19 protein-coding genes and 1 riboswitch are annotated in these 17,893 nt (G+C 68.4%); of the genes, 6 read left to right on the forward strand and 13 right to left on the reverse strand.

The genetic code is table 11. The features are described 5' to 3' along the window. Positions 1-816, forward strand: an 816-nt coding sequence (locus GGR71_RS19495) for a S8 family serine peptidase (protein WP_184452247.1), incomplete at its 5' end; no start/stop codon positions are given. A 37-nt stretch (positions 817-853) separates the two neighbouring features. Here the strand turns inward: GGR71_RS19495 and GGR71_RS19500 are convergent. Continuing rightward, positions 854-1,234, reverse strand: coding sequence for a VOC family protein (locus GGR71_RS19500; RefSeq protein ID WP_160958213.1), 381 nt, complete (start codon positions 1,232-1,234; stop codon positions 854-856). Between the two features lie 32 nt (positions 1,235-1,266). Beyond that, positions 1,267-2,520: an MFS transporter gene (locus GGR71_RS19505; protein ID WP_160958216.1), complete on the reverse strand. Its 1,254-nt coding sequence runs from the start codon at positions 2,518-2,520 to the stop codon at positions 1,267-1,269. Positions 2,521-2,619: 99 nt separating this feature from the next. On the opposite strand from GGR71_RS19505, the gene GGR71_RS19510 reads away from it, so the two are divergent. Further along, positions 2,620-3,525 (forward strand): LysR family transcriptional regulator, encoded by a 906-nt coding sequence (locus GGR71_RS19510; protein ID WP_048489191.1) that lies wholly within the window; start codon positions 2,620-2,622, stop codon positions 3,523-3,525. Between the two features lie 708 nt (positions 3,526-4,233). Here GGR71_RS19510 and GGR71_RS19515 read toward each other — a convergent pair. From GGR71_RS19515 to GGR71_RS19545, 8 genes are all read right to left on the reverse strand, one after another. After that, positions 4,234-4,566, reverse strand: coding sequence for a thioredoxin family protein (locus tag GGR71_RS19515; protein ID WP_019798422.1), 333 nt, complete (start codon positions 4,564-4,566; stop codon positions 4,234-4,236). Positions 4,567-4,654: 88 nt separating this feature from the next. After that, the gene (locus GGR71_RS19520) at positions 4,655-5,224 is read right to left on the reverse strand and encodes a flavodoxin (protein ID WP_160958219.1); all 570 of its coding nucleotides are present in this window, start codon (positions 5,222-5,224) and stop codon (positions 4,655-4,657) included. A 94-nt stretch (positions 5,225-5,318) separates the two neighbouring features. Continuing rightward, complete coding sequence (locus GGR71_RS19525; RefSeq protein WP_160958221.1) at positions 5,319-6,359, reverse strand: ribonucleotide-diphosphate reductase subunit beta; 1,041 nt, start codon at positions 6,357-6,359, stop codon at positions 5,319-5,321. A gap of 107 nt (positions 6,360-6,466) precedes the next feature. After that, positions 6,467-8,884, reverse strand: a complete 2,418-nt coding sequence (locus GGR71_RS19530) for a ribonucleoside-diphosphate reductase subunit alpha (RefSeq protein WP_160958224.1) — start codon at positions 8,882-8,884, stop codon at positions 6,467-6,469. Between the two features lie 181 nt (positions 8,885-9,065). Continuing rightward, positions 9,066-9,284, reverse strand: a riboswitch (cobalamin riboswitch). 220 nt (positions 9,285-9,504) lie between these two features. Continuing rightward, on the reverse strand, positions 9,505-9,636 hold the full coding sequence (locus GGR71_RS21225) for a hypothetical protein (RefSeq protein ID WP_255490345.1): 132 nt from the start codon (positions 9,634-9,636) through the stop codon (positions 9,505-9,507). Positions 9,637-9,697: 61 nt separating this feature from the next. Further along, the gene (locus GGR71_RS19535) at positions 9,698-10,471 is read right to left on the reverse strand and encodes an SIR2 family NAD-dependent protein deacylase (protein WP_160958226.1); all 774 of its coding nucleotides are present in this window, start codon (positions 10,469-10,471) and stop codon (positions 9,698-9,700) included. Positions 10,472-10,641: 170 nt separating this feature from the next. Beyond that, entirely contained in the window at positions 10,642-11,073 is a 432-nt protein-coding gene (locus GGR71_RS19540; protein ID WP_019800967.1) for an organic hydroperoxide resistance protein, read from the reverse strand. 74 nt (positions 11,074-11,147) lie between these two features. After that, positions 11,148-11,606 carry a MarR family winged helix-turn-helix transcriptional regulator gene (locus GGR71_RS19545; RefSeq protein ID WP_160958230.1) on the reverse strand — a complete coding sequence of 153 codons (459 nt, stop codon included), beginning with the start codon at positions 11,604-11,606 and terminating at the stop codon, positions 11,148-11,150. Between the two features lie 141 nt (positions 11,607-11,747). Between GGR71_RS19545 and GGR71_RS21230 the strand changes: the two genes are divergently transcribed. Then, complete coding sequence (locus tag GGR71_RS21230) at positions 11,748-11,975, forward strand: hypothetical protein (RefSeq protein ID WP_237474268.1); 228 nt, start codon at positions 11,748-11,750, stop codon at positions 11,973-11,975. Continuing rightward, entirely contained in the window at positions 11,976-12,128 is a 153-nt protein-coding gene (locus GGR71_RS21235) for a hypothetical protein (RefSeq protein WP_237474269.1), read from the forward strand. It begins immediately after the preceding gene. A gap of 22 nt (positions 12,129-12,150) precedes the next feature. Here GGR71_RS21235 and zapE read toward each other — a convergent pair whose 3' ends face one another. Both zapE and GGR71_RS19560 read right to left on the reverse strand, forming a co-directional pair. Then, positions 12,151-13,248 (reverse strand): cell division protein ZapE, encoded by a 1,098-nt coding sequence (zapE, locus tag GGR71_RS19555; protein ID WP_160958233.1) that lies wholly within the window; start codon positions 13,246-13,248, stop codon positions 12,151-12,153. After that, the gene (locus tag GGR71_RS19560) at positions 13,245-13,910 is read right to left on the reverse strand and encodes an alpha/beta hydrolase (RefSeq protein WP_160958236.1); all 666 of its coding nucleotides are present in this window, start codon (positions 13,908-13,910) and stop codon (positions 13,245-13,247) included. The genes zapE and GGR71_RS19560 overlap by 4 nt, the downstream gene beginning before the upstream one ends. A gap of 86 nt (positions 13,911-13,996) precedes the next feature. Between GGR71_RS19560 and GGR71_RS19565 the strand changes: the two genes are divergently transcribed. After that, positions 13,997-14,860 carry an EamA family transporter gene (locus tag GGR71_RS19565; RefSeq protein WP_160958405.1) on the forward strand — a complete coding sequence of 288 codons (864 nt, stop codon included), beginning with the start codon at positions 13,997-13,999 and terminating at the stop codon, positions 14,858-14,860. A 210-nt stretch (positions 14,861-15,070) separates the two neighbouring features. Here GGR71_RS19565 and GGR71_RS19570 read toward each other — a convergent pair whose 3' ends face one another. Further along, a complete protein-coding gene (locus tag GGR71_RS19570; protein ID WP_160958238.1) occupies positions 15,071-16,396 on the reverse strand; it encodes a GTP-binding protein in 1,326 nt (441 codons plus the stop codon). Positions 16,397-16,471: 75 nt separating this feature from the next. On the opposite strand from GGR71_RS19570, the gene GGR71_RS19575 reads away from it, so the two are divergent. Continuing rightward, positions 16,472-16,855, forward strand: coding sequence for a MerC domain-containing protein (locus GGR71_RS19575; protein WP_160958241.1), 384 nt, complete (start codon positions 16,472-16,474; stop codon positions 16,853-16,855). Positions 16,856-17,893: the final 1,038 nt, after the last annotated feature.

A 17,893-nucleotide genomic window follows, 5' to 3' on the forward strand; every position in this document is an offset into this window, starting at 1 on the left:
GCCGCGGGCAACGACAACGCCGACGCCGCGAACTATTCGCCGGCCAGTTGCCCGGGCGTCATCAACATCGCGGCCACCGGCATCACCGGCGGCCGCGCCTACTACTCCAACTACGGCAATACCATCACCCTGTCCGCGCCCGGTGGCGGCGTCTACGCCAACGATGCGTCCAGCGGCGCGGGGTCGGTGCGCACCGGCCTGGTCTGGTCCACCCTCAACAAGGGTACCCATGGCCCGGACCAGCCGGCCTACGCCGGCTACGCCGGCACCTCGATGGCCTCGCCGCACGTGGCCGGCGTCGTCGCCCTGGCGATCAGCGCGGCGATCAGCGCCGGCCGACCGGTGCCGACGACCGCACAGATGCGCGACATCCTGACCCAGACCTCCAACGTGTTCCCGGTGAAGCCGACGCTGCGCATCGGCGCCGGCATCCTCAATGCCGGCAAGGCGGTCGCGCGCGCCGCGGGCGCCAGCGGTGGCGGCGAGGAAGCCACCGCCACCCCCATCGCGCGTGGCACGCAGAGCAAGCTGTCCGCCGCGGCCGGCCAGGGCACGCTGTACCGCCTGGACGTGCCGACAAACGCGCGCAACCTGCAGATCCGCACCCTGGGCGGCAACGGTCAGTTGCGGCTGTACGTGCGCGCGGTGCGTGCGCCCAGCGCCGACGGCAGCGATGCCGACTACAGCTCGGTGCGCAACGGCACCACCCAGAACGTGCAGATGGCGGTGCCGGCGACCGGCAGCTACTTCTTCCGCCTGGTCGGCGGCAGCGGCGGCTACGCCAACGTGACCTTGTCGGTGAGCTACTCGGAGTGAGCGCACGACGCGGGCGCTGCCGCGGCGGCGACCGCCATCACAACGGGTTGGCGACCTCGATCAGGTTGCCGTCCGGATCGCGGAAGTACAGGGACAGGATCGGGCCGCGTGCACCGGTGCGTTGCACCGGCCCATCCTCGATCGGCACGCCGGCGGTCCGCAATTCCTCGGCCACCTGCGACAGCGGTGTGGCGGTGAGAAAGCACAGGTCGGCCGAACCCGGCGTGGGTGCCCGCGCCTTCGGGTCGAACTCATGGCCATGCCGATGCAGGTTGATCTTCTGCTCGCCGAACGCCAGCGCCTTGCGGCCTTCGCCGAAGGTCACCACGCGCATGCCCAGCACCCGCGCATAGAACGCGCAGGTCGCCTCGATGTCGGCGACGGTGAGGACCAGATGGTCGAGGTGGTCGATCTGCATTGCGGAACCCTCGTTGGATGACGCCGCGCGGCTCACTCGCCGCGCGGCGGATGTGGCCCGAACCGGCCATAGGGGCGGCTGTCGTCGGCGCCGCGGCGCAACACCTGCGCGGCGACCAGGCCGATGCCCAGCAACACCAGGCAGCAGGCGACCAGCGCGTTCCAACCGCCGTGCTGCCAGGCCACGCCGCTGAGCGAACCGATCAGGCTGGAACCGGCGTAGTAGGCCAGCAGGTACAGCGAAGCCGCATGGCCCTTGAACTGCCCGCCGAGGCGCCCGACCCAGGCGCTGGCCGCCGAGTGCGCGACGAAGAAACCGATGGTCAGCAGCACGATGCCGGCGATCACTGGCACCAACGCATGCGCCAGGGTCAGCGCCACGCCCAACGCGGCGGTGGCGATGCCGGTCAGCACCACCGGGCCGCGGCCGAAGCGGTCCGAGGCGGCGCCGGCGACCGACGAGGACACGATGCCGAACACGTAGGCGCTGAAGATCATGCCGAGCTGGCTCTGGCTCAGCCCGAACTCCGGCCCGCCCAGGCGGAAACCGGCGTAGTTGTAGACGCTGACGAACACACCCATCGCCAGGAACGGGATCGCGAATAGCCACGGCAGATGGCGATCGCGCAGATGCCCACCCCAGGCGCGCAGGTGGAAGCGCAGGTTCACCCCCTGGCGGCGCACGAAGTGCCGCGACGGCGGCAACAACAGCACGAAGCCGACCGCGGCCAGCAGATCGACCGTGCTCAGCGTGGCCAGCGCGACGCGCCAGTCGAAGTGATCGGTGAGCATGCTCATGCCGATGCGGCCGACCATGCCGCCGAACGCATTGCCGGCCACGTACAGCCCGGTCGCCGCGCCGAGCCGGCTCGCCGGCAGTTCCTCGGCCAGGTACACCATCGCCACCGCCGGCACGCCGCCCAGGGCGATGCCGGACAGCGCACGCACCACCACCAGGGAACCCCAGTGCGGCAGGCACGACGCCAACAGGTTGAGCAGCGCCGCCAGCGCGATCGACACGAACATCAGCCCGCGCCGGCCCAACGTTTCCGACACCGCGCCAGCGCAGAAGATCGCGATCGCCAGGCCGCCGGTGGCCAGCGACAGCGGCAGCGAACTGGTCGCCGCGCTGACCCCGAACTCGTGCGCGAAGGCAGGCAGCAGCGGCTGCACGCTGTACAGCAGCGAGAACGTGGCGAAGCCGGCCAGGAACAGGGCCAGGCGGATGCGCAGCAGCGGCGCATCGTCCACGGCGTGCACCGGCGGGCATTGGCTGGAGGCGTTCACGGTGTGAGTCGCAGCGGGAAACGGAGGGCCAGTATTCGCCTGCCGCGACCCCGCGTCCAATATATGCTTTGCCCACTCTCCATACTTTTTGGATATGACATGGAACTGCGCCACCTGCGCTACTTCCTAGCCGTGGCCGAAGCGGGACACTTCACCCGTGCCGCCGCGCAACTGGGCATCCAGCAACCGCCGCTGAGCCAGCAAATCCGTGCGCTGGAGGAGGAACTGGGCACGCCGCTGTTCGTGCGCACACCGCGCGGTGCCGAACTCACCGACGCCGGCCGCGCCTTCCGCAGCGAGGCGAGGCGCGTCCTCGCCGACCTGGAGCGCGCTGGCGATGCCGCGCGCCGCGCCGCACGTGGCGAAAGCGGCGTGCTGCGGCTCGGCTTCACCGCCTCGGCCGCCTTCAACCCGATCGTCCCGACCCTGGTGCGGGGCTTCCGCCGCGGCTGGCCGGCGGTGACGCTGGCATTGGAGGAGACCAATACCGCCGGCCTGCTCGCCGCGCTGCTGCAGGGGCGGCTGGATGCGGCCTTCATCCGCTACAGCGTGGCCACGCCCTCGGAGCTGCAGTTGCTCAAGCTGCCGGACGAGCCGATGAAGATCGCGGTGCCGGCCGCGCATCGCCTGGCCAAGCGCCGCCGCGCGCCGCTGTCGGCGCTGGCCGGCGAACCCTTCATCCTGTTCCCGCGCAGCTTCGGCACCAGCCTGTACGACGAAATCCTCGATGCCTGCCGCCAGGCCGGCTTCGAACTGAAGATCGAACAGGAAGCGCCGCAGATGTCTTCCATCGTCAACCTGGTGGCTGCGGAACTGGGCGTGTCGGTGGTCCCCGCCTCGACCGCGCAGGTGCAGTTGCCCGGCGTGCGCTACCTGGACATCGAAGGTCGCGTGCCGATGGCGCGGCTGGCCCTGGCCGCGCTGCCAGCCACCGCGCAGGCGATGCCGATCGTGCGCCACCTGTGGCAGTTGGCGCAGGGGCATGCGGCGGGTAGGCGCGGGTAGGGGCGAGCAAGGCATCGCTGCACGCTTCTAGGCACGCATGTAGGACTCAACTGTCATGCAGCCGCGACGAACAGCGCATGCGGGTAGCCAACCGTGTAAGGCGTCGGGACTGAAGTCCCTCCCACAGTGCACCCAGCCGACGTATCGCAAGCCCCTGTAAGAGTCGTTCCGCCACGCGCGAACACCGCCTGCCGCTGCTGCGGAAACCAGCGCCGTTGCGCGTCCACCATGATCGACAAGCAACGTGTGCCACCACGCGCAACGCATTTCGCTGGCGGACGCTGCAATGACGCGGGCGGGCGCTGCAGCGGCAGTCGCTTCGGCAGTTGCTGTTGCTGTTGCTTCGGCTGTTGCCGTTGCTTCGGCTTTTGACTTACCGGGTTCCCTTCCGAAGCGGCGGCCAGCGCGGGGAAAAAACCCCGAAGGGGCGGCAGGGGCAGGATGCCCCTTCCGCGGATCCCCGTGATGGACGCGGACCCGGAGCGCGCAGCGCGGAGGGCGCGCAGGCAGGGTGTGCTTCCTTTTGGTTACTTTTTCTTTGCACAAGCAAAGAAAAGTAACTCGCCCGCAAGGGCGAAAGCTTTGCTGTTGCTGTTTGAGATTTACCCGCCAGAAAAGCACAACAGCGAGAGTGGGCTTTAGCAGCGATAGGCTCTATCGGTGAAGCCCGTCGCGGCTGAAGCCGCTCCTACGAGGAACGTGGCGTGCTCAACCCAGATGCGTGCGCACCGCTTCGTCGATCTTGGCCGGCGGCACGAAGCCCGGCACCCGTGCCACTTCCTCGCCCTGGCGGAACAGCATCAGCGTCGGGGTCTGGCGCAGGCCCTGGGCGCGGAAGAAGTCCTCGCCCACGTCTTCCATCTTCACCTTGAGCAGGGTCACACCCTGCGCCGTGTCGCTTTCGGCGAAGCGCTCCAGCGACTTGTCGAGCATGCGGCAGCCAGGGCAGTTGTCCTTGTTGAAATCGGCCAGCACGCGCGGGTGGGCGGCGAGCGCATCCGCGAACTGTTCGGCACTGGAGACGGTGATGGTGGTGAGCATGGAACGGAACCTTGTCTGATGTCGGAAGAAGCCCGGCGCACGATAGCGACGCCGGCGATGACAGGAAAACGGAAGAACGACGACGGCGTCAGCCGCTGCCCTGCAGCGGCAACACCCTCGCAGCGAAGCCGCCCGCACCAGCGGACGGGGGCTCGGCTGCGGCGGCAGCGGCCAGCGGCACGGTGCCTATCGACGACGCCCGCACCGCGCGCAACGCCAGCACCTGCGCGCACCAGGCGTCGATGGCCGCATTGTCGCGGTCGCCATGCGGCATCTGCTCGATCTCCAGCAATGGATAAGCGCTGTCGAAGAACAACGCGATGCGCTTGACCGCACCGCAGTAGTACTCCAGCCCCCACTGCGTCTCGCCGGTGCCGAACGCCGCCACCTCGATCGTCTTGCCGGTCGCCTCGACCAGCTCGGCGATGTAGCGCTTCATCTCCGCCGGCGTGCGCCCGGCGTTGTCGCTCCAGCTGCCGAGCAGATGCAGATCGAAGTCCGCCGCACGCGCGGCATCGCCGAGCGCGCCCTGCAGCGTCTGCAGGTCGGTGTGGATCCAGGTCACCGCGTGCCCGGCCGCCTCGCACTGCGCATGCACGCGGCGGGCGACGTCGCGGGTGTTGCCGCTGAGCGAAGCGTAGGCGAGCAGGATACGCATGGGGCGGGGATTAGGGAGTGGGGAGTGGGGATTCGTCAGAGCGCGGAGACCTGCTTTTACCAATCCCCATTCCCGATTCCCCAATCCCGGCTCTTCACAGATCGTCGAAGCCGTTGTCCGAGTTGGTCTTCTTGTAGCTGGCGTTGCGCATCTCGAAGAAGTCGGTCTTGGTCTCGGTGAAGTTGTCGGCGTAGGCCTTGATCCACGGCATCACGTTGTCGCTGGCGCCGCTGTACAGCTTCTCGATGCCAAGCATGCCGGACATCTTGTTGGCGCGGTACTTCACGTACTGGATCATCTCGTCCACGTCGATGCCCTCGATGCCGTCGAGCACTTCCGAGGACCACTCGGTCTCCAGGCAGATCGCGTGTTCGAAGGCCTGGTGCACGTAGTCGGTCAGCTCGTTGGTCTGCAGCTCGGCGTTCTCGCCGATGATGGCGCGGATCAGCTCGCTGATGAACTTGGTGTGGGCCAGTTCGTCGCGGTTGATGAAGCTGATGATCTTGCCGGTGCCGGTCATGCGGTTCTGCCGCACCAGGTTGTAGAAATACGCGAAGCCGGAATAGAAGTTGATGCCTTCCAGGATCGAGGACTGGATCAGCGAGCGCAGCAGGGTCTCTGCGGTCTTCTCGCGCATGAAGTCGTCGTAGGCCTGCATGATCGGCTGGTTGCGCGCGATGATGGTCGGATGCGTCCGCGCGATCTCGAACACGCGGTTCTGGTCGGCCAGGCCGGCGATCGACGCCAGCACGTACGAGTAGCTCTCGTTGTGGATCACTTCCTGCTGGCCGATGATCGCGGCGTTGGCGTGCGCGGCCGGGTCGGTGATGTATTCGGCGACGTTGTAGATGAAGCGCGTCTGCGGCGAATCCAGCGTGGCCAGCAGGCCGATGATCGAGTCGTAGGCGTTCTTCTCGCGCGCCGACAGCTCCCCGTACTGCTTGGCATCGCCCTTCATGTCCACTTCGTCGGGGATCCAGAAGTTGGTCGACAGCTCCTTGTACGCCCGGTAGAAGGACGGGTACGGGATGTCGTTCCAGTTGAGGATGCCGCTGGTGGTGCCGTTGATGATGCCGGTGGAACGGTTGGGGTGCAGCGGTTCGAGGATCTTGATGCGGTCGAGCGCGATGGCCATGGATGTGCTTCGTCAAGTCGGGTGAACGGCGCCGGCAGGCGGCGCGGGAATGCGAAACGCACGGCGACCATGGGCCGCCGCGCGCTGGTGGCGTCAGACGCCGGCGATCAGCTCGAGCACCACTCGCACTCGCTGATGTCGATGTCGTTGGAACGCACGTAGTACGTGGTCTTCAGGCCTTCTTTCCATGCGGTCATGTGCAGGTCCAGCAGGGTGCTGGCGCGGATGCCGCTGGGCACGTAGAAGTTGAAGCTGATCGACTGGTCGACGTGGCGCTGGCGGCGCGCGTTCTGGCGCACGCTGGCGAACTGGTCGACCTTGTAGGCGCCCTTCTCGTAGTACGGATAGGTGTCCACGGTCAGGCCCGGCGCCACCACTGGACGGCGGAAGTCCTTCTTCTCTTCGTAGTAGAACGCGCTGTAGATCGGGTCGATCGAGGCGGTGGAGCCGGCGATCTGCGCGGTGCTCATGTTCGGCGCCACCGCCACCATCCAGGCGTTGCGCACGCCGTGCACGCTCACCTGCGCGGCCAGTTCCTGCCACTGCGCGCTGTCGTAGCCGCGCTTGCTGAAGTACTCGCCGTTCTGCCAGTCGCTGCCCTTGAACACCTTGTACGCGCCCTTCTCCTTGGCCAGCGCCAGGCTCGCCTGGATGGTCAGGTAGTTGATGCGCTCGTACAGCGTGTCGCTGTACTCCTCGGCCGCCGGCGAATTCCAGTCGATGCCCTTCTGCGCCAGCAGGTGGTGCCAGCCGAAGGTGCCCAGGCCGATCGCCCGGTACTTCTGGTTGGTGATGGTGGCCTGCGGCACCGGCAGCTCGTTGAGGTCGATGACGTTGTCGAGCATGCGCACCTGCACGCGGATCAGCCGCTCCAGGATGTCCGGCGACAGCAGGTCCGGCTGCGCGGTGACCGCGCGGCCCAGGTTCACCGAGGACAGGTTGCACACGACGAAGTCGCCGGCCTGCTTGGTGGTGACGATCTGGTCGCCGCTGATCATCTCCTGGATGACCCGCGTCGGGCTCATGTTCTGCAGGATCTCGGTGCACAGGTTGCTGGAATACACCATGCCCTGGTGCTTGTTCGGGTTCATGCGATTGACTTCGTCGCGATAGAACATGAACGGGTTGCCGGTCTCCAGCTGGCTGACCATGATCCGCTTGAACATGTCGATGGCCTTGACCACCTTGCGGCCGATGCGCTCGTCGGCCACCACTTCCTCGTAGCGGGCGCGGAAGCTGCCTTCGCCGCGCTTCTCGTCGAAGAAGTCCTGCAGATACCAGCCCTTGACCTCCTTCACCTCGTGCGGGTCGAACAGGTACCACTCGCCGCGGCGCTCCACCGCTTCCATGAAGATGTCCGGCACGCACACCGCGGTGAACACGTCGTGCGCGCGCAGGCGCTGGTCGCCGTTGTTCAGGCGCAGGTCCAGGAACGCCTCGATGTCGCGGTGCCAGATGTCCAGGTACACGGCGATGGCGCCCTTGCGCTGGCCGAGCTGGTCCACCGACACGGCGGTGTTGTTGAGTTGCTTGATCCACGGCACCACGCCGCCGCTGGAGTTCTTGACCCCACGGATCGCCGAGCCGGACGAACGCACGTAGCCCAGGTAGGCGCCGACGCCGCCGCCGTGCTTGGACACGCGCGCCACGTCGGTGTTGGAGTCGTAGATGCCCTGCAGGCTGTCGTCGACAGTGTCGATGAAGCAGCTCGACAGCTGCCCGCCGATCTTGCCGGCGTTGGCCAGGGTCGGCGTGGCCACGGTCATGTACAGGTTGGACAGCGCCCAGTAGGCCTCGCCGACCAGCTGCATGCGGCGCTCGCGCGGCTTCTCGTCCTGCATCAGGTACAGGGCGATGGTCAGCCAGCGCTCCTGCGGCAGTTCGTAGACCTTGCGCGAGTTGTCGGTGGCCAGGTAGCGCGTGGCCAGCAGGTACAGGCCGTTGTAGGCGAACAGCTTGTCGCGCTCCGGATCGATCATGCGGCCGGCTTCGGCCAGTTCGTCCTTGGAGTAGTTCTTGAGGATGTCGATCGAGTACACGCCGCGGTCGGCCAGGCTTTCCTGCAGGCCGACGTAGGAGCCGTACTTCTCGCCGGCATCGTAGAAACGATTCTTGCTGGCGCGCTTGTACAGGCGGTCCAGGTACAGGCGCGCAGCGAAGTACTCCCACTCCGGCGTGGCGATGTCCACGCGCGACTCGGCCTCGCGGATCAGGTAGTCGACCATGTCGTCGGCCGACAGGCTTTCCTTCTTCTCGATGAAGGCGAAGGCCTTGCGCTCGTAGTCGCTCACGTCCAGCTGCGGGAACTCGGCGTGGATCCGGTCCAGGGTGCGCTGCAGGCGCGAGCGGTCGAAGGCCATGCGGCGGTTGCCGCCGTCCTTGACGATCCAGGTCACGGCGCGCTGGTCGTTGCTCGGCTCGCTGCTGGCCGGCTCCGGCTGGGCGGTGGCGGTAGCGGCAGCAGTCGAGGGGTCGACGGCGGCGTCGACGGACGCGGTGGCCGGCAGGCTGTGGGTCTGGCTCATGAAGGTCTCCAAGCGTGGTGCACGCGGCCGCCCGACCCTCGCAGGCAGCGGTCCGACCGGGTTCGCAGGTGGGCAGGCGGTGTCGCGAAGACTGCAAACGGCGCAGGCACCAGGCCTGCGGGCGGTCAACGCTGCACCGACCCTCTCCCCCCGGAGAGCGCGCGGTCGGCGCCGCGCGGTGTGCTTCGCGCGGCTGTCGGCAGGTCTTCGGGCTGATGGGCAACGGCCGTGGCCGGTTCCTAGCCCGTCGCTTCCCAAGGCGGGCGCCTCAGTGCGGATGACGGGTTCGTTCCCAATTACCGCTGCGGGGCAGCGCCGGAGTTGGCGTTGGCACGCCGCACCGGCTTCCCTTTTGATCCCGCGGCTTGTGGCCGCCGGAACCGACCACCCCAAGATAGTGTGGTCGCTCGACGACGTCAACGCTAAATATGGGTCAAATTACGAAAACCTAAGCCTGCCAACGGTTTGCCGTCGGCCGCCGGTTTCGGCCCCGCCGCGGAGAACGTCCGCGGCCGTAACGGGGCCGTGAAGCCGGTCCTCGGAGAGCGGCGAGATGCCATCGAAACGGCCCGCCGGCCCCCGGGCGCGCGCCCTCCCGGCCATCCGCCCCGCCGGCCGGCTCAGTCGCCTTTCTTGTGCTTGCGCGGCTTGAGGGACTTCGTGTTTCCCGGAATGTCCTTGTTGTCTCGCTGACGCCGATCCGGCTTGCCGGTGCTCTTTGCGATGCGCTTGGGGCCAGGTTTGATGCCCATCATCACACTCCTTGGGTGGCCGACCGAAGCAATCGAAGGCAATCTCCAACGTGCAGCGGCCTCATCGGGCCACCAGGCACTGCTGCAACAGCAATGGCAGGGCCACCGCCGCGCTGTCGCGCCAGTGCAGATCGGCGCGCGCCGACAGCGCGCTGGGTTCGGGGTTGATCTCGACCACGCAGGCGCCGCGCTCCTTGGCCTGCAGCGGCAGGCTGGCGGCCGGATAGACCAGGCCGGAACTGCCGATCACCAGCACCAGGTCGGCGGCGTCGGCCGCCGTCTGCGCACGCGTCCACTCCATCGCCGGCAGCGCCTCGCCGAACCACACCACGCCCGGGCGTACCGTGCCGCCACAGGCCGCGCACACCGGCGGCGCCAGGCGCTGGCTGGGCGTGTGCACGTCCACCGGCGGCAGCAGCCCGCGCCAGGGTTGGCCGCAGTCGCTGCAGCGCAGCGCCGACAGGCGGCCGTGCACGTGCGCGGCGACCTCGCTGTCGGCGCGCTGGTGCAGGTCGTCCACGTTCTGGGTCACCAGCGTGGTGTGGCGGACCTCGGCCAGGTGCGCCAGCGCGCGATGCCCGGCGTGCGGCTGCGCCAGCGCCACGATCGCCATGCGCCAGCGATACCAGCCCCAGACCAGTGCAGGGTCGGCGCGCCAGGCGTCCTCGGTGGCCAGTTGCTCGGGATCGAAGCGCGACCACAGGCTGTCGTCCTGGCCGCGGAAGGTCGGCACCCCGCTCTCGGCGGACATGCCGGCGCCGGTCAGCACCAGCACACGGCGCGCGCCCTGAATGAAGGCGGCGACGGTCTCGGCGTTGTAGGCGGAACTGAGCATGGCGCGCTCGACTTGATGAAGCGCACACTATTGCATTGACGCAAGGCGGTCTCAATGTGCATGGCAGCACGCGCGGCCGCCCGCTCCCGCAACGCGAACGGGCGGCCAGTGGCCGCCCGTTGCGTGTCGCCAAGGTCCGGCGCAGGCGCCGGCCCAAACCTTCCGCTGACTCAGTCGAGCACGACCAGCTTGACGTCGATGTTGCCGCGCGTGGCGTTGGAGTACGGGCACACCTGGTGCGCCTTCTCCACCAGCGATTCCAGCGTCGCCCGCTCCAGGCCCGGCACGGCGATGCGCAGCTCCACGGCGATGCCGAAGCCGCCCGGGATCTGGCCGATGCCGACATGGCCCTCGATGCTCGGCTCGGCCGGCAGCTTCACTTTCTCCTGCCCGGCGACGAACTTCAGCGCACCGATGAAGCAGGCCGAATAGCCAGCCGCGAACAGCTGCTCCGGGTTGGTGCCGTCGCCGCCGGCGCCGCCCAGCTCGCGCGGGGTCGACAGCTTGACGTCCAACGCCTTGTCCGGAGTGGCGGCGCGGCCGTCGCGGCCCCCGGTGGCGGTGGCAGTGGCGGTGTAGACGATGGTGGTCGGTGAAGCCATGGTGGTTCTCCTTGGAGGGCGGCGCCGCGGCGCCATGGGTTAGAGGGGATGGGGTGATCGGGGGCGGGAACCGCTCAGGCCGCGGCCTGCAGCTTGCCGCGGACTTCTTCCAGATCCTGCTTGAGCCGGGTCAGTTGCTGCAGGTCGCAGGCGACCGCGCACAGCACGCCTTCCGGCACCGCCTGCGCACGGGCGCGCAGGGCCTGGCCTTCGGCGGTCAGCGCGATCAGCACGCGGCGCTCGTCGGCGGCGGCGCGGCGGCGGGTCAGCAGGCCGACCGCCTCCAGGCGCTTGAGCAGCGGGGTCAGCGTGGCCGAATCCAGGAACAGCTTCTCGCCGATGTCCGAGACGCTGCAGCCGTCCTGTTCCCACAGCACCAGCATCACCAAGTACTGCGGATAGGTCAGGCCGAGCTCGCCCAGCAGCCCGCGGTAGAGCTTGTGCATCGCCAGGTTGGCCGAATACAGCGCGAAGCACAGCTGGGTGTCCAGCTTCAGCAGCGCGGTGGCGTCGGGGGGAGAGGTGCGGTCCATGGGGGAGATATTACATAGCGCGCTACTCAATCGCAAGCGATATTTTTCAGCGCTAACTTCCGGCTGAAGCGGTCGGCGGCCTGCCACTGCGCCCGCCGCTGGCGCAGGATTACGCTGCCGTGCAGCCCGAGGAGTTTCCGCATGCGCGCATCGTTCCTGCTGCTGGCCGTGCTTGGCGGTGCGCCCGCCGCCGTCGTGCCGAACACCCTGCCCGCCGGCCCGGTGCTGGTCGACGCGCTGGCCCGCGAAACCCGTCGCCAGTGCCCCGGCTTGCCGACCGACCGGCTCACCCCGGCCGACCTGCTCGATGCCGAGGAGACCTTTCGGGACGGGATGTCGGTGGCGCAGCGCCAGGCGATGGACCGGTAGTTGCCGCAGGACGGCGCGTTCGGTCCGGCCCGCTGCGCGCACCGCGAAGGCGGCGCCAGTTGCCTGGCGGCCGCCTATCTGGAAGAGATTGCGGGCGCGGGCCTGATGCCGCGCTTCGTCGCCGGGCTGTGCGCGGCCGGCGCAGTGCGCTGAGCGCGCGCCGTCGGTCCCGCGCTCAGACCCGGTGTGCGGCCGACAGGTACTCGGCGCTCTGCATCTCGATCAGCCGCGAGGCGGTGCGCTCGAAGGCGCCGGCCAGGCGCTCGCCGGTGTACAGCAGCGGTGGCGGTTCCTGCGCGGTGCAGACCAGGTTGACGTGGCGGTCGTACAGCTCGTCGATCAGGTTGACGAAGCGCCGCGCCGCGTCCTCGTTCATGCGGTCGAAGTGCGGGATGCCGCCGAGCAGCACGGTGGTGAACTCGTGCGCGATCTCGATGTAGTCGCTGGGACCGCGCGGGCCTTCGCACAGCGCGACGAAATCGAACCAGACGATGCTCTTGCCGCGCGCGCGCACCGGGATCTTGCGCCCTTCGATCTCGATATTGCCGCGGCGCGCCTCGGCCTTGCCGGTGAGCTCGCTCCAGCGCTGCCCCAGCCAGGCGTCGCTGTCCTCGGCCAGCGGTGCGCGGTACACCGGCGAGCGGGTCAGCGCGCGCATGCGGTAATCCTCGGTGCCCTCAGCGTACAACTCCACGCAGTAGGTCTGCAGCAGCGCGATCGCGGGCAGGAAGCTGTCGCGCTGCAGCCCGTTGAGGTACAGGTTCTGCGGCGCGGTGTTGGACGTGGTGACCAGGGTCACGCCCTCGGCGAACAGGCGCTCGAGCAGGCGCGACAACAGCATCGCATCGCCGATGTCGGTGACGAAGAACTCGTCCAGCACCAGCACGCGCAGTCGGCTGCGCCACTCCTGGGCAATTTTCGCCAGCGGATCGCTCTGCCCGGCATGTTCGCGCAGGCGCTCGTGCACGCCGCGCATGAAACGGTGGAAGTGGGTGCGGTACTTCCGCGCGATCGGCAGGCCGTCGTAGAACAGATCGACCAGAAAGGTCTTGCCGCGACCGACCCCGCCCCAGAAGTACAGGCCGCGCACCGGCTCGGGCTTCTTCCAGAACGCCGACAGGCGGTCCAGCCAGCCCTCCTGGTCGCCGTCCACGATCGCCACGTGGATGCGATCCAGTTCGGCCAGCGCCGCATGCTGGGCCGGATCGTCGCGCCAGTCGCCGCGCGCCACGCCCTCGGCGTAGCGCTGCGACGGCAATGCCGCCGCGCTCACGCCTGCGCCGCCGGCAGCCAGGCCTTGACCGCGTGCTGCAACGCGCCGCGCAGGTCGATCAGCTTGCGATGGAAGAAGTGACTGGTGTCGGGCATGCGCACCAGTTCCGGCTGCGCCTCCAGGGTCTCCAGCCAGTCGTACACGGCCTGCGGATCGACGATCTCGTCGGCCTCGCCCTGGATCACCAGCCACTGCGGTGGCGGCGCCATGCCGGAAAAATCCCAGCGCCCGGCCGGCGGCGCGATCGAGATCAGCACCTGCGGCTGCAGCGCGGCGCTGGCGCGCAGCGACACGTAGGCACCGAAGCTGAAACCGGCCAGCCACAGCGCGTCGTGCGGACGCTGCGCGCGCACCCAGGCAGCGACCGCGGCCAGGTCCTGCTGCTCGCCTTCGCCGTGGTCGAAGCTGCCGGCGGAGGCGCCGACGCTGCGGAAGTTGAAGCGCACCACGCGCACGCCCAGCTCACGCAGCGCGCGCGCGACCATGGTCACCACCTTGTTGTGCATGCTGCCGCCCTCGGTGGACAGCGGATGGCAGACGATGGCGGTGACCGGCAACGCGGCGATGTCGGCCTCGGGCAGATCGACCGCGGCCTCGATCGGGCCGGCGGGGCCTTGCAGGGTCAGTGCGCCGGAAGCGGTGGGGAAAGCGGGAGAGGTCATGCGGTCATAATACCGGGGCTGGGTCGCGGCCACATGCCGATGCGGTGCACGCAGCGTTCTTTTTGCTCCCGATCCGGATCCTGCGTGTGGTCTTCGTCCTGTTGAGTGTGGTCTGCAGCGTGTTGGTCTCGGCGCTGCTGAAGCTGGCGCCGCAGCGGCGCATCGACCTGGCCCAGGCGGTGACCTGGAACTACCTGGCGGCGCTGCTGCTGTGCGCCGCCCTGCTGCAGCCGCCGCTGGCCGCGCTGGGCGATGCGCACACGCCGTGGGCGGCGCTGCTGGCCCTGGGCGTGCTGCTGCCGAGCCTGTTCCTGGTGCTGGGGCGCGCGGTGGCCAGCGCCGGCATCGTGCGCACCGACGCGGCGCAGCGGCTGTCGCTGCTGCTGTCGCTGGCGGCGGCCTTCCTGTGGTTCGGCGAACGCACCAACGGCGCCAAGCTGGCCGGCCTGGCGCTGGGCCTGCTGGCGATCGCCGGCATCGTGCAGCGGCCGGACACGACGTCGCGCAGCACCGCAGGCACCGCGCCGTGGCTGCTGCTGGTGTGGGTCGGCTTCGCCGCGATCGACGTACTGCTCAAGCGCATCGCCCAGGCAGGCACGCCGTTCGCCGCCTCGCTGCTGGTCGCCTTCGCGCTGGCCTTCGTGCTGCTGCTGGGCGTGCAGCTGTGGCGGCACCTGCGCGCCACTGCCCCTCTGGCCTGGCGCAATCTCGGCGGCGGCTTGCTGCTGGGCGCGCTCAACTTCGGCAACATCCTGTTCTACGTGCGCGCGCACCAGGCCCTGCCGGACAGCCCGGCCAGCGTGTTCGCGGCGATGAACCTGGGCGTGATCGGCCTGGGCACCCTGCTCGGCATCGCCGTGTTCGGCGAACGCACCACCCGCTGGAACCGCCTGGGCCTGCTGCTGGCCGTGCCGGCGATCGTGCTGATCGCGCTGGGTGCGCGCGGCTAGCCCACAGCGCGCCTGCGCATCAACGCGCGACTTCCGAATCCCACCTGCCCCAGCGCATCCAAGCTGGAGATGGACAGCCGCAAATCGAGCAACGGCACCGGAATCACGGGGGAACGCCCTGGCGCAGGCAACCAACCTTCAGCGCCCGCATTCCGCTCTTACGATTCCCCAATCCCGATTCCCGATTCCCGATTCCCGATTCCCAGCCCCTCAGCGCCTCCACACCGGAAACGGATCTTCCAAGCCCTGCCATACGACCGGCCCCTGCCGCAGCTCGGCATCGTCGAGCAGGCAGGCATCGAGTTCGGCGCGCACCCGCGCCGCGTCCAGGCCGACGCCGATCACCGCCAGCTCCTGGCGGCGGTCGCCCCACAACGGGTGCCACATCGCACGCAACGCCGCGTACTCGCGCGCATCGCCGACCTCCTCGGCCTGGGGCGGCGGTGCGTTCCAGCACGCGGTCTGCTGGCGCTGCCAGCCGAGCTCGGTGTAAGGCAGCGGCGATGGCGGCAGCGCCAATGGCGTGTCCAGCAGGCCGCGATCCACGCGCTCGCGCGCCGCGTACCAGAAGCCGGCCGCCTGTGTCTGGGTGGCCGCGCCGACGATGGACAGTTCGCCGACCCAGTCCATGCGGCTGGCCAGCCAGAAGAAGCCCTTGCTGCGGATCACGTCGCGCAGGCCGCGTTGCGCCAGTCGCGCGAAGCGCAACGGATGGAACGGCCGGCGCGCGCGATAGACGAAACTTTCGATGCCGAACTGCTCGGTCTCCGGCGCGTGCTCGCCGCGCAGCGCCTGCATCCAGCCCGGCGCCAGTTGCGCGCGCACGAAGTCGAAGCGGCCGGTGTCCAGCACCAGTTCCAGCGGCACGTCACCACCGCTCGCCTCGACGATGCGCGCATCGCGATTCAGCGCGCGCAGCACCGCGCGGGTGCGGTCGAGCGTGGCCGCATCGGCCAGGTCGGCCTTGCTGATCACGATCACGTCGGCGAACTCGATCTGCTCCACCAGCAGGTTGACCAGCCCGCGATCGTCGTCGTCGCCGGCCTGCAGGCCCCGGTCGGCCAGCCGCTCGGCCGAGCCGAAGTCACGCAGGAAACTGACCCCGTCGACCACGGTGAGCATGGTGTCCAGGCGCGCGACATCGGCCAGGCCGCGACCGTCGGCATCGCGCACAGCGAAGGTGGCCGCCACCGGCATCGGCTCGGAGATACCGGTGGATTCGATCAGCAGGTAGTCGTAGCGCCCGCTCTCGGCCAGGCGCTGCACCTCTTGGCGCAGGTCGTCGCGCAAGGTGCAGCAGATGCAGCCGTTGCTGAACTCGACCAGGGTCTCCTCGGTGCGGCTGAGCGCGGCGCCGCCGTCGCGGATCAGCGCCGCGTCGATGTTGACCTCGCTCATGTCGTTGACGATGACCGCCACCCGGCGGCCGTCGCGGTTGTGCAGCACACGGTTGAGCAGGGTGGTCTTGCCGGCACCCAGGAAGCCGGACAGCACGGTGACGGGAAGACGGCGATCGGAAACGGCAGCGTTGGACATGGCGGGCATCGGCGCGAAGGCGTGGCGGGCGAGAAATGTTACTATATAACACTTGATGCATTGGAGTGGACGTCCATGAAATCCCTGCCGCAATCCTTCTTCGACGCCTCGGCGATGGTGTTGTCCGGGCTATGCCTGCTGCACTGCCTGGCGTTGCCGTTGCTGGCCGCGGCGCTGCCGCTGTTCGGGGTCTGGGCCGAGGCCGAATGGGTGCACGTGCTGTTCGTGGCGATCGCCGCGCCATTGGCGGGGCTGGCGCTTTGGCGCGGGCACCGGCGCGACGCGTTGCCCTGGCCGCTGTGGACGCTGGCGGCGCTGGGCCTGCTCGGTCTGCTGGCCGGCGCCTTCGGCATTCCCGACGAGGCCAGCGAGACCGCGATGACGGTGTGCGGCAGCCTGGCGTTGGCCAGTGCGCATCTGTGGAACTGGCGCCGACACCGGCAGCATTGCCGGCATTGAGCGCGGACGTACGCGCACGCTATGCGGCATGCGGCATTGAGTGCTGACGCCGAACGGCAATCATGAATCAAGGCGCGGTTTGCTGTGGCTGTCGCCTTGGTCTGGCTTTTGATTTACCGGGTTCCCTTCCGCAGCGGCGGATGGACCGGGGAAAAACCCGAAGGGCGGCGCACAGGGACGTGCGCCGTTCGCGGCAGGGGCAGGGCTCGCCGGAAAAAGGCGAAGCACTGCTTCGCCCCGGCGGGCGGGCTGGCGCCGTGAGGCGACTGCCCCGGACTTGGCTGCGAAGCAGCCAAGCCCCTTCCGCGAATCCCCGGTGCATCCGCGGACCCGGAGCGCGTTAGCGCGGAGGGCGCGAGGCAGGGCGCGCTTTCTTTTGGTTACCTTTTCTTTGCGCGAGCAAAGAAAGTAACTCGCCCGCAAGGGCGAAAGCCTTGCTCCAAGCTTTGGTGTCAGATGAGAAAAACTGTAGGAGCGGCTTTAGCCGCGACAAACGTAATTGGTCATGTCTGTCGCGGCTAAAGCCGCTCCTACGATCCAGCGGTCGCCACCGTAGCAGCAAGAGCATGTGCAAGAGCAAAGCTTTCGCCTTGCGGCGAGTTACTTTTCTTTGCTTGTGCAAAGAAAAGTAACCAAAAGAAAGCACACCCTACCTACGCGCCCTCCGCGCTGACGCGCTCCGGGTCCGCGTCCATCCCGGGGATCCGCGGAAGGGGCATCCTGCCCCTGCCGCGGACGGCGCACATCCATGTGCGCCGCCCCTTCGGGGTTTTTCCCCGCGCTGGCCGCCGCTTCGGAAGGGAACCCGGCAAATCAAAAGCCAGAGCAACCGCAACAGCAACAGCAACAGCGGGCGATGCTGTCGCTCTATCGGGCAAAAGCACCGCATCTACCGACTTCGATCGGCGCAACGGCAAAACGCGCAGCCAACGCAGTCAGAGACACCAACGCTCCTTCAAGATCGCCGGTGACACGCAAGGCAGGATGTGCATCGACGACCACCCCGAAGCGAAGCGCAACTACGCATGACGGCAGTCG

Source organism: Xanthomonas sp. F1 (assembly GCF_014199855.1).

What these genes read in the sequence shown, in the direction of transcription:
- GGR71_RS19500 (WP_160958213.1), bottom strand. Translation starts at nt 1,234, where the DNA reads ATGCAGATCGACCACCTCGACCATCTGGTCCTCACCGTCGCCGACATC.
- GGR71_RS19510 (WP_048489191.1), top strand. Translation starts at nt 2,620, where the DNA reads ATGGAACTGCGCCACCTGCGCTACTTCCTAGCCGTGGCCGAAGCGGGA.
- GGR71_RS19515 (WP_019798422.1), bottom strand. Translation starts at nt 4,566, where the DNA reads ATGCTCACCACCATCACCGTCTCCAGTGCCGAACAGTTCGCGGATGCG.
- GGR71_RS19520 (WP_160958219.1), bottom strand. Translation starts at nt 5,224, where the DNA reads ATGCGTATCCTGCTCGCCTACGCTTCGCTCAGCGGCAACACCCGCGAC.
- GGR71_RS19525 (WP_160958221.1), bottom strand. Translation starts at nt 6,359, where the DNA reads ATGGCCATCGCGCTCGACCGCATCAAGATCCTCGAACCGCTGCACCCC.
- GGR71_RS19530 (WP_160958224.1), bottom strand. Translation starts at nt 8,884, where the DNA reads ATGAGCCAGACCCACAGCCTGCCGGCCACCGCGTCCGTCGACGCCGCC.
- GGR71_RS21225 (WP_255490345.1), bottom strand. Translation starts at nt 9,636, where the DNA reads ATGGGCATCAAACCTGGCCCCAAGCGCATCGCAAAGAGCACCGGCAAG.
- GGR71_RS19535 (WP_160958226.1), bottom strand. Translation starts at nt 10,471, where the DNA reads ATGCTCAGTTCCGCCTACAACGCCGAGACCGTCGCCGCCTTCATTCAG.
- GGR71_RS19540 (WP_019800967.1), bottom strand. Translation starts at nt 11,073, where the DNA reads ATGGCTTCACCGACCACCATCGTCTACACCGCCACTGCCACCGCCACC.
- GGR71_RS19545 (WP_160958230.1), bottom strand. Translation starts at nt 11,606, where the DNA reads ATGGACCGCACCTCTCCCCCCGACGCCACCGCGCTGCTGAAGCTGGAC.
- GGR71_RS21230 (WP_237474268.1), top strand. Translation starts at nt 11,748, where the DNA reads ATGCGCGCATCGTTCCTGCTGCTGGCCGTGCTTGGCGGTGCGCCCGCC.
- GGR71_RS19560 (WP_160958236.1), bottom strand. Translation starts at nt 13,910, where the DNA reads ATGACCTCTCCCGCTTTCCCCACCGCTTCCGGCGCACTGACCCTGCAA.
- GGR71_RS19570 (WP_160958238.1), bottom strand. Translation starts at nt 16,396, where the DNA reads ATGTCCAACGCTGCCGTTTCCGATCGCCGTCTTCCCGTCACCGTGCTG.
- GGR71_RS19575 (WP_160958241.1), top strand. Translation starts at nt 16,472, where the DNA reads ATGAAATCCCTGCCGCAATCCTTCTTCGACGCCTCGGCGATGGTGTTG.